Genomic DNA, 11979 nt, shown 5'->3' with positions numbered 1-11979 from the left:
GAGTGGGGCGATTTTCTCTCGCATTACGAATATGACAAAGTTCCGAACTGGCAGAAAAACGACTATGCCAGAGTTTCGCTAAATTACAGTGACGGTATAAATACAGGAAGAATTTACTATCGTACAGACAACAAAGACTCAGACAGCGGATGGGATCACAACCAATACGACAGTAAATCAATAGGAGTTACCTTCAACCGCAAACAAGAACTCTTCAACGTTCCCTTTGTCTATGGCTTCGATTGGCAGAAGCAGAACGGAAGAACCTATGACGTAAATGCATCTAAGCTGAATTACGACAAGGATAGAAGCGGAATCGCCCCATATGTAGAGGCCTCAATCCCTCTCGGCCAGGCAAACTTAGGTCTTGGTTTGCGCTATGAAAGCTGGAACGTCGATGATGCGGACAACGTAAGCGAATTTATACCGCGTCTATCCCTAAATTGGGAATCACCGAAGGGTAAACTTCTCTATTTAACAGCGGGAAGATACTACATGATGCCGACACTTTCTCAAATCTTGTATGAAGGATGGGGAGCTATCCAAAGCCCGAATCTTAAACCAGAACAGGGTTGGACTTATGACATCGGAATAAAAGATGAAAAAGCGAAAAACCCATGGAAACTCGGAGCGTTCTATATGGATATGGAAGATAAAATCATATGGAACACCGACAGTTGGATGGGTGAAGCCGCTTACATAAACGTAGCAGAGTACAAAGCATGGGGCTTTGAAGGACAGTACAAGTTCAATATCAACGACAACTGGAGCTTCACCCCCGGTTTCGCATACACATATGCCGAAGAGAAAGCTGACAGCAGCGCCGACTGGGTACGTTCAAGCACACCTAGAATGGATATCTCAGCATTCTTAAACTACAAACAAGACAAATGGAGAGCGGAACTTGCAGCTCACTACTACGGAGACAGAGTCGTAGATAAAAAAAGCACAGGCAAGTTTGCAAATGATGACGAAGATATTTTCCTCGTAAACGCAACAGTTGCATGGGATGTATTTGAAAATCAGACACTTCGTCTGACCTGCACAAATATCTTCGATAAAGAGTTTATCATAAGCAGCAGCGGATACATCAACCCGGAAAGAAAAATCATTGCTTCCTGGGAGTGCAAATTCTAATTTAAAATCCTGAGTTAACACATCTCTTTCCTCTCAATAAAGACGAAGGCCGGGCTTGCAGCGCCTGGCCTTCGTCTTTATATCTATATTTTTAAAAACTCTAAATTTTAATAATTTCTTTCAGCAAATACTCCACATTTATATTTCCCGTAACATGTTTGGCCAAAAGATTATAGTTTTTTTCTTTTTCCGAAAGAGCAAGTTCTTTGACTGTCTTCTCTTCCTGCTTATCTGATAATGAATCTTCGCTCTCTAAAAACACATCTTCCAGCCAAGGAATTACGCCGAGAACTTTTATTCCTGTTTTTTCTTCGGTCCATCTGACTGCATCCTGAAAAAGCGTTACGTCACCGTGAAATTTGTTATAAATAAGGCCTTTTACTCTGTTTCTATCTTCGCCCAAAAGATCAAGAGTTCCGACAATAGCGGCCATCGCACCGCCCCGGTTTATATCTGCAACAAGAATAACAGGAACATCTGCCTCTTTAGCCACCCTCATATTTACTATTTCATGTTTGCTTAGGTTTATCTCTGCCGGACTCCCCGCACCTTCTATTACAACCATTTCAAAATTATCTTCTATCTTTTTAAGACATTGGCGAATAGCATTGAGACCGGTTGATAATGCAAAATCAGCATAGCTTTTTCCATTTGGCGGTTCATAACTTTTGCCCATCAAAATTATCTCTGATGGTGAAACGTCACGCGGTTTCAACAGAATTGGGCTCATAAAGATAGACGGTTTTAGTCTTGCGGCTTCCGCCTGTATCGCTTGAGCTATCCCCATCTCAAGCCCATCCTCAGTAATAAATGTATTGCGAGTCATATTTTGGGATTTAAAAGGAGATATTTTTAAACCCATATCAGAAAAAACCCTACATAGAGCTGTGGTAATAAAACTTTTGCCACTGTCGCTGTTTGTTCCCTGTATCATTATTCCCTTCATTTGAAAAACCTCTTAATATTCAATTCCCTCTCTGGCATCCAGACCATCTTTATAATAGTGTTTTACCAGTTCCATTGAAGTAACGAGATCAGCAAGTTCCAAGAGTTCTTCGGGAACATTTCTTCCTGTCATTACGAGCTCCATTCCTTCCGGTTTAGCCCTGACGAGAGCCGCAGCATCCTCCGCTTTTAAACATCCTACTCTCAATGCTTCCATCATTTCATCTATTACAAGCAGATCTGTTTCGTTGTTTTCTATTATCTTAGTAATTGTATTAAGCATAGGACATGGGGAAGTGCAAGGCTCTCCATTTGGGAATTCAGGACAGCGTTTAATGTCGATCCCACATCTTTTTGCTTGAATAAGTTCGCCGCACTCTCGGCTCTTTCTAAGTTGAACAATTTTTACTCTTAAATCTCGTCCCAATGCACGGAAACATAGACCAAAAGCCGCAGTTGTTTTCCCTTTGCCATTCCCTGTATATATCTGAAATTTTCCTGTCTTCATCTTAAACTCCTTTCAAACTCTTCAAAAAGAAACGGCGGCATCTTTTTATAAGAATCAGCCTTTTCAGAGCCTTCTTTTATGTCGAGCATATGGACTCCGCCATTAGGTATCAACCACTCATTGTGTTTTACACTGTTGTCGACAAAGCGATGCAGTATCGCTCTCATAACGTTTCCATGAGTCACTGCGACGACAGATTTATATTTTTTCTCAATGGCTAGACGGGCCATCATCTCAAAAGACTTTTCCGACCTTTCCTTGAATTCATTAAAACTTTCGCCACCTTGCACCGGCACATCCGGTTCATTCATCCAGGAAAGGTATTCCACGTCTGTATCAAGATTGTCATATTTCATTCCCTCAAGAATTCCCAAGGAACATTCAGATAGCTCCGGCAAAATAATATCAGGCCCATGTCCATAAATTATTTTGAGTGTATCTATACTGCGTGACAGGGGGGAAGAGAAATACAAATCTCCTTTTGGATAAGCAAATTTAACTGCCAGTTCTTTTTGTTCTTTAATCCCTTGGTGAGACAAAGGTGCATCTATTTGTCCAGTCCATTCATTTGCGGCATTTGAAATTGATTTTGCATGACGAATTAAATAGAAAATCATATTAAAGAAAATTCTTTCATAGCCTTGATAAAGATATTATTCTCATCAACAGAGCGTGTGGCCACTCTTATATACTGTCCGTCAAGCCCCATAAAGTTTCTGGTATGTCTCACAACGATGCCTCTTTTCAATAAAAATTTTATAAGTTTTTCATCATCACTTGTTTTAATAAGGAAAAAGTTTACCTTTGATGGAGTAACCTCATACCCCAATGATATTAGCTCTCCAATAAAGCGGGGGACTTCTTTTTTGTAGAACTCGGCGGTCTTTTGCAGATACCCTTTGTCCGACAGATACACCAATGCGGCCTGTTGCGCCACTGCGTTAACGCTCCAAGTTGGTTGTCTTTCTTTCAAAGCCTTTATGGTGGCCGTACATGCCAAAACGTAACCGATTCTGGCTCCACACAAATGAAAGTTCTTGGTAAGAGAACGCAAGATAATCATTTTTGAATTATCGTTAACATCAAGATTCCAGCGCCCTTCATATAAAAAATCTCTATATGCTTCATCTATAACAAAAACGGTATTTTTATAAAACTCAAAGAGAGCGATCAGCTCGTCTTCGGGAATATACTTGCCTGTTGGGTTATTAGGATTGCATATCCAGACAGTCTCATCAGATTTTTCAATAAAAAGAGGCGAGCGGACATTTCGGTGCAAGACATCATACGCTTTAAGCGCGCGGTTGTACTCCCCATAAACAGGGTGAATCACGCAATTTTGTTTTGACTTCTGATAAGAAGCGATAAGATATATAGCTTCGTTGGATCCATTCGTGACAAGCACGTTGTCGGGGTGGCAGTTGTTCTCCTCAGCGATAATATCGCACAGTTCTTTTGAGTCGTCATCCGGATACTCTGACATTGCTTTATGAACATCAATGTTTAACTCTCCATCCCAAGGGAGAACGTTGGTATTGGTACTAAAATCATAAACTTTTTCCGGCATCGGAACAGAGAAAAAAGCATATGTCTTTTCGGGATTTGCTCCGTGCATCCTAAATTCTGTCATTTTGCCAAGTACACTGAGAAGAAAACAATAAAGGCAGAAAAAATAACCGATGCTGCCAAAATTTTATGAGCATTGTATATGTCATTTAACTCCACGTCTCTTGTGTAATCTCCAATTATTGGTCGCTGTACATACTGTCCGTTGTATGTGGAGCCGCCGCCCAGTGTTATCCCAAGAAGCCCGGCGAAAGCTGCTTCTCCGTGAGCGCTGTTTGGGCTTTTATGATTCTTTCTGTCTCTAAGAAATACGACCAACCCTCTTTTTGCGTCAAATCCAGCGAAAGCTCCTGCGGCAATAGAGATGAGTGCTCCTATTCTGGCAGGAATAAAGTTCATAATATCATCAAGAATAGCGGCCGCTTTTCCAAAATCGTTATACCTTTCATTCTTGTACCCTACCATTGAATCCATCGTATTAACTGTTTTAAAAAACCATGCAAATAAAACAGCTTGATTGAAAAAATAGCCCAAGAGCATATAAAACAGCACCGATGTAATCCCATCGATATAGTTTTCTCCAATAGTTTCAATGGTGGCGCGAATAATTCCTTTGTCATCCAGGGATGCGGTATCTCTGCCGACTATATACGAAAGATCCGTTCTCGCTTTTTCAATGTTGCCATTTTGCAAGTCAACCGCCACAGCTTTGGATTCGTCTCGAAGGGCTCCGTATGAGAGTGCGGAGTATAGTAAAAATATCTCGACCGCGGCAGAGACGTATCTTCCAAGTAAAAAGGCTGTGAATAGAATGGATAAAACGAACATGGAAACAGTAAATAAAACTATGAAAAGGAAGATAGCACCCTGTGTTTTGCCAAATCTCTCGGAATAAAGCTTCTCTTCCCAATAGCTTATGATTCTTCCCACGATTACGACCGGGTGAAATTTGTAGTGAGGATCTCCCAGGAGACTATCTAAAATTAAAGCAATCAGAATATACATATCTCATCAATCCTTTTCCTTTATTGTATATGGATCGAGCGCAATATTTTTTAAAAATCATCTATCTGTCAATGTAAAGTGCTTCGGCAGCAAATCGTTGAGTTTATAAATCTCTATATCACTATCACTTTCAACCACTACATCCATCTCACGATTAAACTCAATCAGAAACTGTCTGCAAGCTCCACAAGGGAAACAGGGGTTCCCCTCTTCTCCCACGATAGCTATTGCGACAGGAGTTAGATTTCCACTTGCAGCAGCTGCTGCCATCGCGTTTCTTTCGGCGCAAAGAGACAGTCCATAACTGCAGTTTTCAACGTTGCACCCGGTGACAGTCTCTCCATCTTCAAAAAGAAGAGCTGCACCTACAGGAAATTTAGAATATGGAGAATAAGAAAATTTTCTTGCTTCTCTTGCCCGTTGCAAGAGATTCATATAGACATCTTTTTTCTTCACAATGACTCATCTCCGTAATTACAATTCTCAATGTAACAGCAACTATTGTCAATTGTTTACAGCGTTATCTTCGTTAAAATAATACACAAATTGGAGAGGGAAATATAAATATATAAAATATAATTTTTGGCAGTTATATGTTTCAAGATAAGCATTTTTGATGTTAATATATTTAAGTGAAAAAGGTTATTTTTCTAGCAAAAATGGGTTACATTTCATTGTAAAGTGATATAATCGTCAACGTAGTGTCTGAAATTAGTTAAAATTCAAAGAGTAATGCAAATATATTGTTAAACGGAGGAGTTATAATGGCTTATCTAACAGACATCGAAATTGCACAGAAAACGGAATTAGAACCAATAGTGGAAGTTGCTGCAAAATTAAATATTGATGAAGATGATTTGGAGCTTTACGGAAAATATAAAGCAAAAGTTTCTTTTAACCTCTGGAATAAAATAAAAAATAACAAAGACGGGAAGATGATTCTCGTCACAGCCATCACGCCTACTCCGGCAGGCGAAGGAAAAACAACTACCTCCGTAGGACTTACTCAAGCACTGGTTAAAATGGGCAAAAAAGCGGCTGTTGCACTACGTGAACCCTCTTTGGGCCCGGTTTTTGGAATCAAAGGTGGTGCCGCAGGCGGAGGATATAGTCAGGTAGTGCCAATGGAAGACATAAACGTTCACTTCACTGGCGACTTTCATGCAATAAGCTCTGCACATAACCTCCTTGCCGCCATGTTGGACAACTCCATGCAGCAGGGTAATCCTCTCAAAATAGATCAGCGCCGCATAGTTTTCAAAAGAGTCATGGATATGAATGATCGTGCTCTGCGCAAGATTATTATTGGCCTTGGCGGCAAGGCTGATGGAATTCCACGTGAAGATGGTTTCGATATCACAGTTGCCTCAGAGATAATGGCCATTCTCTGTCTTTCTGACAGTATAGACAATCTAAAGGAACGTCTGGCTTCAATTATCGTCGCCTATGATTTTGACGGCAAACCCATTACAGCTAGAGATCTTCAGGCACAGGGTGCAATGGCTATGCTTTTAAAAGATGCAATCAAGCCAAACCTAGTTCAGACAATAGAACACGTTCCTGCATTTATCCATGGTGGCCCCTTTGCAAACATAGCACATGGTTGCAACAGCGTTATGGCCACTAAATATGCACTTAAACTTTCAGACTACTTTGTCACAGAAGCAGGCTTTGGAGCGGATTTAGGTGCGGAGAAATTTTTGGATATCAAATGCCGTCTTGCTGGCATCAAGCCGGACGCGGTAGTAATTGTTGCAACTATACGTGCTCTCAAAATGCATGGAGGAGTAGCAAAAGAAAATCTCGGAGAAATCAACATGCAGGCACTCGAAGCCGGTATTCCAAACTTGGAAAAACATGTAGAAAACATGCTTTCATATGGAGTGCCCGTTGTAGTTGCCCTTAATAAATTCCCGACAGATAGAGATGAAGAGCTTAAGCTCGTCAGAGAAAAGTGCGCCAAACTGGGAGCTCCTGTCGTGCAGTCAGATATCTGGGCTCGCGGAGGCGAAGGTGGAATAGAAATGGCGGAAGCAGTTTTAGAAGCCTGTGAAAAGCCAAACAACTTCCGTTTCCTCTATGATGAAAATCTTTCTCCCAAAGAGAAAATCACAAAAATAGCCACTGAAATATATGGAGCTTCAGGAGTTAACTTCACCGATACCGCCGAAAAAGATCTCAAACAAATACACGATCTCGGCAAGGATAATCTCCTTATCTGTATGGCCAAGACGCAAGCATCTCTTTCCGACGACCCTTCAAAAAAAGGTCGTCCGACAGGCTATGTCCTTACTGTAAGAGAAGTTCGCCTTTCTGCAGGAGCCGGATTCATAATTCCAATTACTGGAACGATTATGACAATGCCCGGGTTGCCCAAACAGCCTGCAGCATGCTCCATAGATGTTGACAATGACGGGAAGATAAGCGGTCTATTCTAAGGAACACAAAATATAAGTTAAAAGGAAGGTCGTACAATGGCTGTTGAAAAGAGTGAAATACAGGTTTTTTTTGAAAAACTTGCCTCTGCCACTCCGACTCCCGGAGGCGGCAGCTCTGCCGCACTCTGTGGAGCAACTGCTGCGGCTCTCGTTTCCATGGTCGCAAATCTCACAGTCGGAAGAGAAAAATACAAAGAAAACTGGGAAATAATGGAAGAAGTTGCAAAAAAAAGTGAAGAACTTCGCTTTAAATTCGTTGAATTGGCGAATTGCGACATAAAAGGCTATGGCAACTATATGGACTGTCTAGGAATGTGCAAAGAAACGGAAGAGGAGAAAAAGCTAAGAAGAGATGCAATGCAAGAAGCACTTGTTTACATCACTGAGATTCCCATGAATACGATAGAAACTTGTGTTGAAGTTGCGAAGCTCTCTTTCAAAGCCGCCAAATTTGGAAATCCCAACGCAATAAGTGATGCCGCATGTGGGGCGATTTTGGCTGAAGCAGTGGCAAGAGCTGCGTCGCACAGTGTTCGAGCAAATCTTCCCGGAATAAAAGACAAAGAGTTCGTTCTTTGTACTGAAAAGAAAATGAATGAAGCTCTTGATGAAGTAAAAAGGGAATTGATTAAGACAGAGACACTCATATCCGAATTTTTAAGCTAATTTAATTAAACTATATTTATATAATAAAAATAAAATTACAAAATAAATAAAATGAAAGTGAGGTCTTGTGATGAAATTCATCGCACCTTTCTTACTATTCATTCAGAATCAGCTACTCGGCATGAAGTGGCTGAAAGCCCTTACCGGTAAATTTCTGAGTTCTTTTGGCATTGACATTTCCGGCAGATTGGGAGGATCTCTTCAGTTTTTTATATATGATGTAATAAAGATTTTCGTTCTTTTGTCAGTACTCATATTTGTTATTTCCTATATCCAAAGCTACTTTCCTCCGGAACGCACCAAGAAAATACTAGGACGTTTTAAAGGAGTTAAAGCTAATCTACTCTCAGCATTGCTTGGCACCGTGACTCCATTTTGCAGCTGTTCTTCTATTCCTCTTTTTATCGGATTTACCAGAGCCGGGCTTTCACTAGGGGTCACTTTTTCTTTTTTAATATCTTCTCCCCTGGTTGACTTGGGCTCATTAATCCTTCTTGTAAGCATATTCGGCACTAAAATTGCCGTTGCATATGTTGTAGTTGGCTTAGTACTTGCTGTTGCAGGCGGCAGTTTAATAGAAGCGCTTCGTTTGGATACATATATAGAAGAATATATAAAAGCTGGAGATAGCATAAACATTGAATCCGAAGATATTTCCACAAAAGAAAGAATAGAATTTGCAAGAGACCAGGTAATATTTACCGTTAGAAAAGTGGCTCTCTATATATTCATAGGAGTAGGTATTGGAGCTCTGATACACAACTGGATTCCACAGAATCTGATAGAAATGGCTCTCGGCAATAAGAACAGTTTTTCTGTCGTCATAGCCACTTTTATAGGAATTCCAATATATTCTGACATCTTTGGCACAATCCCCATTGCTGAGGCATTATATGCAAAGGGAGTTGGGCTCGGCACAATAATGTCATTGATGATGGCTGTTACAGCACTCTCTCTTCCCTCGATTATACTTTTGCGCAAAGCGGTTAAGCCGCCACTGTTAATTCTATTCATAAGCATAGTCGCAGTTGGCATAATGCTCATTGGATACCTATTCAATGCATTTGCTTGGATGTTCGTATATGTTTGGATAAATGGCAGTAATAGGGAAAATCTCAAAAGAAGTTATGGATATGATCATGGCCGGAGCTAAACTCAACACAGAGCTTGAGAAAAACTCCGGTTTTGATTGCGGTGGAGAAACGACACTCTGTGAGAAGGATAAAAAATTAAAAAAGAAGCTATCAGATGATACTGTAAGAAAATAACACGCACTCTTAAACGCCCATTATAACTTTTCGCAATAGAAAGAACATGTTTTTAAATTTATCTCTTTGTCTATATACATATAGACCTGCTTATGTTACATTCTCAATATATTTAGATTCTCATTCAAATAACCTGGAAGTTAAAGTTGGTGCTTTATGGACCTTTTTGTTGTTTTATTTCTGTTTGCGGTAGGGATTGTCGCCATTGTAAAGGGTGGCGATATGTTTGTAGATGCGGCATCATGGATAGCTGAAGTCTCTGGTGTTCCAAAGCTTATTGTCGGAGCCACTGTAGTAAGCATAGCCACTACTCTTCCGGAGTTGATTGTATCTCTGATGGCGACATTTGACGGCAAAGTCGAAATAGCGATAGGAAATGCTGTCGGCAGTGTCACGGCAAATACTGGTTTAATAATGGCATTTGCTCTGCTCTTTATTCCCTGTGTCATTAAACGCAGCGACTACATTTTAAAAACGATATTTATGCTTGGCGGAACCATCGTTCTCATTGCCTGTGGTTTTATAGGCTCAATAGGAGTAATGGGGAGTTTGATATTGCTTGCGATGTGCTGCTTAGCCTTTGCAGAAAATATTATAGAAGCGCTCAATGCCATGAATTTGCAAAAGAGCAATGAAGTACGCGGAAATAAACCCACTGCAAAAGAAAAGAGAATTAATATTGCAAAATTCGTATTCGGAGCACTGCTCTTGGTCGTCGGTTCTCGTCTGCTTGTCGACAATGGAAGCTATCTGGCAAAACTGCTGGGAGTTTCAGAGAGGATTATAGGAGTAACTCTTATCGCAATAGGCACATCTCTTCCTGAATTGGTAACGACGTTAACGGCTATTGCGAAAAAACATGCCACACTTTCTGTCGGGAACATTATCGGCGCAAATATAATAGATTTGACTTTTATACTGCCTGTTTGTTCCATTCTTTCAGGAAAAACGATCCCCATATCAGGAACTCTGGCTCAGATAGACCTCCCCGCAGCACTCATCGTTGGGAGCATAGCTATTCTGCCCACCCTTTATATGAAAAAGTTTACGAGAGTCCAAGGTGTCGTACTCTTATTAACGTACCTCACATACGTTATAATTACAATAACCGCTTAGTCGAATTATTTTAATTACATAAGAAGGAGGAAAAGCAATGTATAAAGAATTCAAAGAGTTTATCCTGAGAGGCAACGTCCTCGACATGGCAATAGGTGTCATAATAGGTATAGCTTTTGGCAATATAATTTCATCCCTAGTAAACGACATCTTTATGCCGGTACTGAGCAAAATCACAAGTGGAGTCAACTTAGCAACGCTTAAATATGTCTTGACCCCTGAAGAAATTGGTGTCTGTGGCGAGGTATTGGCTGAAGAATCTGCCATTCTGTACGGACTCTTTATCCAGAATATAATTGATTTCTTGCTAATAGCCATATCAATTTTCTTCTTTATCAAATTGGTTTCTAAGATAAGAAAGCCGGAGGAAGAAGTTGAAGAGAACGCAGCTCCTACGCAGGAAGAACTACTTACGGAAATCCGAGATCTGCTTAAGAAATAAAATTCTCTAGCAAAGATTATAAAGAAAAGAGATGTGCTGTTTCAGTCGCACATCTCTTTTTTTATATATTCTACATATTTAAAATATGTACATATAGAAGAAAGAAATTTTTGAAAGGGAGCTAAATGAAAAACAATAATATAAACAACTCTGAAAACTAGAGACATCACTCTCTGTTATTCATAAAAAAGCAAAATATTATGCAAAATGAAGCATATATCGCAGCAGAATCCTATCAAAAATATCTATAAATTAAAGAAAACAGAATATATTTTAATAAAAAATAAAATAGTTCTATTGCATTTTAAGACAATATATTTACGATATCCCTTTGATAGACCTTTAAAACATCTATTCTAAAAGCTCACTAGGTCGTGTGTTTTATATAAAATTTGTAAAAAAAGTGCTTGACGAAAATGCTTGAGTGTAATAAAGTATCTCTCGTTGCGCTTTTTACAGGCAATTATTTCCTGCAAAAAACAAGCGTAACACGCACCATGACAAAAGAATAAAGGAAAAGCGAAAGAGTGAAGTTTAACTCGAAAATTATTTTTCTTGTTTGACTTTACACAAGTCAGAAATAACCGCAAGGTCAATTCTGGCCCAAGTCATAACTTTTTTGGTTACTTACTTCCCTGGCAGATTAATTTGCTAAGTGAAAGTATTTTGTAACTATTCTAATAATTCTGATATTTATTAATATTGGATATTACTTATAGCCTGTCATTAAATCTATGATTTAAAGACATCTATAAGCCGGCGAACTGAGCTGCTCATATTTTCTTAAATGAAAATGTGAGTAGAAAACACAACCAGAATCAAACGGAGAGTTTGATCCTGGCTCAGGACGAACGCTGGCGGCGTGCTTAACACATGCAAGTCGAACGG

At 39.8% G+C, this 11979-nt stretch carries 13 protein-coding genes and 1 rRNA gene; 8 read left to right on the top strand and 6 right to left on the bottom strand.

Features of this window, described 5'->3' with window-relative positions; translation table 11 throughout:
* Nucleotides 1–1137, top strand: a 1137-nt coding sequence (locus GXZ13_05115) for a TonB-dependent receptor (protein ID NLX75198.1), incomplete at its 5' end; no start/stop codon positions are given.
* Between the two features lie 100 nt (nucleotides 1138–1237).
* Here the strand turns inward: GXZ13_05115 and GXZ13_05110 are convergent.
* The 6 genes from GXZ13_05110 to GXZ13_05085 are packed head-to-tail and all read right to left on the bottom strand — an operon-like array spanning nucleotide 1238 to nucleotide 5596.
* Complete coding sequence (locus GXZ13_05110) at nucleotides 1238–2083, bottom strand: cobyric acid synthase (protein NLX75197.1); 846 nt, start codon at nucleotides 2081–2083, stop codon at nucleotides 1238–1240.
* 12 nt (nucleotides 2084–2095) lie between these two features.
* Complete coding sequence (locus GXZ13_05105; GenBank protein NLX75196.1) at nucleotides 2096–2590, bottom strand: cob(I)yrinic acid a,c-diamide adenosyltransferase; 495 nt, start codon at nucleotides 2588–2590, stop codon at nucleotides 2096–2098.
* Nucleotides 2587–3207, bottom strand: a complete 621-nt coding sequence (locus tag GXZ13_05100) for a histidine phosphatase family protein (GenBank protein ID NLX75195.1) — start codon at nucleotides 3205–3207, stop codon at nucleotides 2587–2589. Before GXZ13_05100 ends, GXZ13_05105 begins: the two co-directional genes overlap by 4 nt.
* The gene (locus GXZ13_05095) at nucleotides 3204–4205 is read right to left on the bottom strand and encodes a pyridoxal phosphate-dependent class II aminotransferase (GenBank protein ID NLX75194.1); all 1002 of its coding nucleotides are present in this window, start codon (nucleotides 4203–4205) and stop codon (nucleotides 3204–3206) included. Before GXZ13_05095 ends, GXZ13_05100 begins: the two co-directional genes overlap by 4 nt.
* 11 nt (nucleotides 4206–4216) lie before the next feature.
* Nucleotides 4217–5161 (bottom strand): cobalamin biosynthesis protein CobD, encoded by a 945-nt coding sequence (gene cobD, locus GXZ13_05090; protein NLX75193.1) that lies wholly within the window; start codon nucleotides 5159–5161, stop codon nucleotides 4217–4219.
* A gap of 57 nt (nucleotides 5162–5218) precedes the next feature.
* Nucleotides 5219–5596, bottom strand: a complete 378-nt coding sequence (locus tag GXZ13_05085) for a cytidine deaminase (GenBank protein ID NLX75192.1) — start codon at nucleotides 5594–5596, stop codon at nucleotides 5219–5221.
* A gap of 329 nt (nucleotides 5597–5925) precedes the next feature.
* On the opposite strand from GXZ13_05085, the gene GXZ13_05080 reads away from it, so the two are divergent.
* The 7 genes from GXZ13_05080 to GXZ13_05050 all read left to right on the top strand — a co-directional run.
* Nucleotides 5926–7599 carry a formate--tetrahydrofolate ligase gene (locus GXZ13_05080; protein NLX75191.1) on the top strand — a complete coding sequence of 558 codons (1674 nt, stop codon included), beginning with the start codon at nucleotides 5926–5928 and terminating at the stop codon, nucleotides 7597–7599.
* A 36-nt stretch (nucleotides 7600–7635) separates the two neighbouring features.
* Entirely contained in the window at nucleotides 7636–8265 is a 630-nt protein-coding gene (locus GXZ13_05075) for a cyclodeaminase/cyclohydrolase family protein (GenBank protein NLX75190.1), read from the top strand.
* Nucleotides 8266–8386: 121 nt separating this feature from the next.
* The gene (locus GXZ13_05070; protein NLX75189.1) at nucleotides 8387–9418 is read left to right on the top strand and encodes a permease; all 1032 of its coding nucleotides are present in this window, start codon (nucleotides 8387–8389) and stop codon (nucleotides 9416–9418) included.
* Nucleotides 9393–9533, top strand: coding sequence for a hypothetical protein (locus GXZ13_05065; protein ID NLX75188.1), 141 nt, complete (start codon nucleotides 9393–9395; stop codon nucleotides 9531–9533). Before GXZ13_05070 ends, GXZ13_05065 begins: the two co-directional genes overlap by 26 nt.
* 156 nt (nucleotides 9534–9689) lie before the next feature.
* Nucleotides 9690–10649: a calcium/sodium antiporter gene (locus GXZ13_05060; protein ID NLX75187.1), complete on the top strand. Its 960-nt coding sequence runs from the start codon at nucleotides 9690–9692 to the stop codon at nucleotides 10647–10649.
* A 37-nt stretch (nucleotides 10650–10686) separates the two neighbouring features.
* The gene (mscL, locus tag GXZ13_05055; protein NLX75186.1) at nucleotides 10687–11091 is read left to right on the top strand and encodes a large-conductance mechanosensitive channel protein MscL; all 405 of its coding nucleotides are present in this window, start codon (nucleotides 10687–10689) and stop codon (nucleotides 11089–11091) included.
* A gap of 820 nt (nucleotides 11092–11911) precedes the next feature.
* A 16S ribosomal RNA gene (locus GXZ13_05050) occupies nucleotides 11912–11979 on the top strand; the annotation flags it as partial.

The organism is Synergistaceae bacterium (genome assembly GCA_012728235.1).
Lineage (GTDB): Bacteria > Synergistota > Synergistia > Synergistales > Synergistaceae > JAAYFL01.
Note: the sequence above shows the minus strand (reverse complement) of the source record. Positions and strands in the feature narration are given on the sequence as shown.

What these genes read in the sequence shown, in the direction of transcription:
- cobD (NLX75193.1), bottom strand. Translation starts at nt 5,161, where the DNA reads ATGTATATTCTGATTGCTTTAATTTTAGATAGTCTCCTGGGAGATCCT.
- GXZ13_05070 (NLX75189.1), top strand. Translation starts at nt 8,387, where the DNA reads ATGAAGTGGCTGAAAGCCCTTACCGGTAAATTTCTGAGTTCTTTTGGC.
- GXZ13_05075 (NLX75190.1), top strand. Translation starts at nt 7,636, where the DNA reads ATGGCTGTTGAAAAGAGTGAAATACAGGTTTTTTTTGAAAAACTTGCC.
- GXZ13_05095 (NLX75194.1), bottom strand. Translation starts at nt 4,205, where the DNA reads ATGCACGGAGCAAATCCCGAAAAGACATATGCTTTTTTCTCTGTTCCG.
- GXZ13_05065 (NLX75188.1), top strand. Translation starts at nt 9,393, where the DNA reads ATGGATATGATCATGGCCGGAGCTAAACTCAACACAGAGCTTGAGAAA.
- GXZ13_05080 (NLX75191.1), top strand. Translation starts at nt 5,926, where the DNA reads ATGGCTTATCTAACAGACATCGAAATTGCACAGAAAACGGAATTAGAA.
- GXZ13_05085 (NLX75192.1), bottom strand. Translation starts at nt 5,596, where the DNA reads ATGAATCTCTTGCAACGGGCAAGAGAAGCAAGAAAATTTTCTTATTCT.
- mscL (NLX75186.1), top strand. Translation starts at nt 10,687, where the DNA reads ATGTATAAAGAATTCAAAGAGTTTATCCTGAGAGGCAACGTCCTCGAC.
- GXZ13_05100 (NLX75195.1), bottom strand. Translation starts at nt 3,207, where the DNA reads ATGATTTTCTATTTAATTCGTCATGCAAAATCAATTTCAAATGCCGCA.
- GXZ13_05110 (NLX75197.1), bottom strand. Translation starts at nt 2,083, where the DNA reads ATGAAGGGAATAATGATACAGGGAACAAACAGCGACAGTGGCAAAAGT.
- GXZ13_05105 (NLX75196.1), bottom strand. Translation starts at nt 2,590, where the DNA reads ATGAAGACAGGAAAATTTCAGATATATACAGGGAATGGCAAAGGGAAA.
- GXZ13_05060 (NLX75187.1), top strand. Translation starts at nt 9,690, where the DNA reads ATGGACCTTTTTGTTGTTTTATTTCTGTTTGCGGTAGGGATTGTCGCC.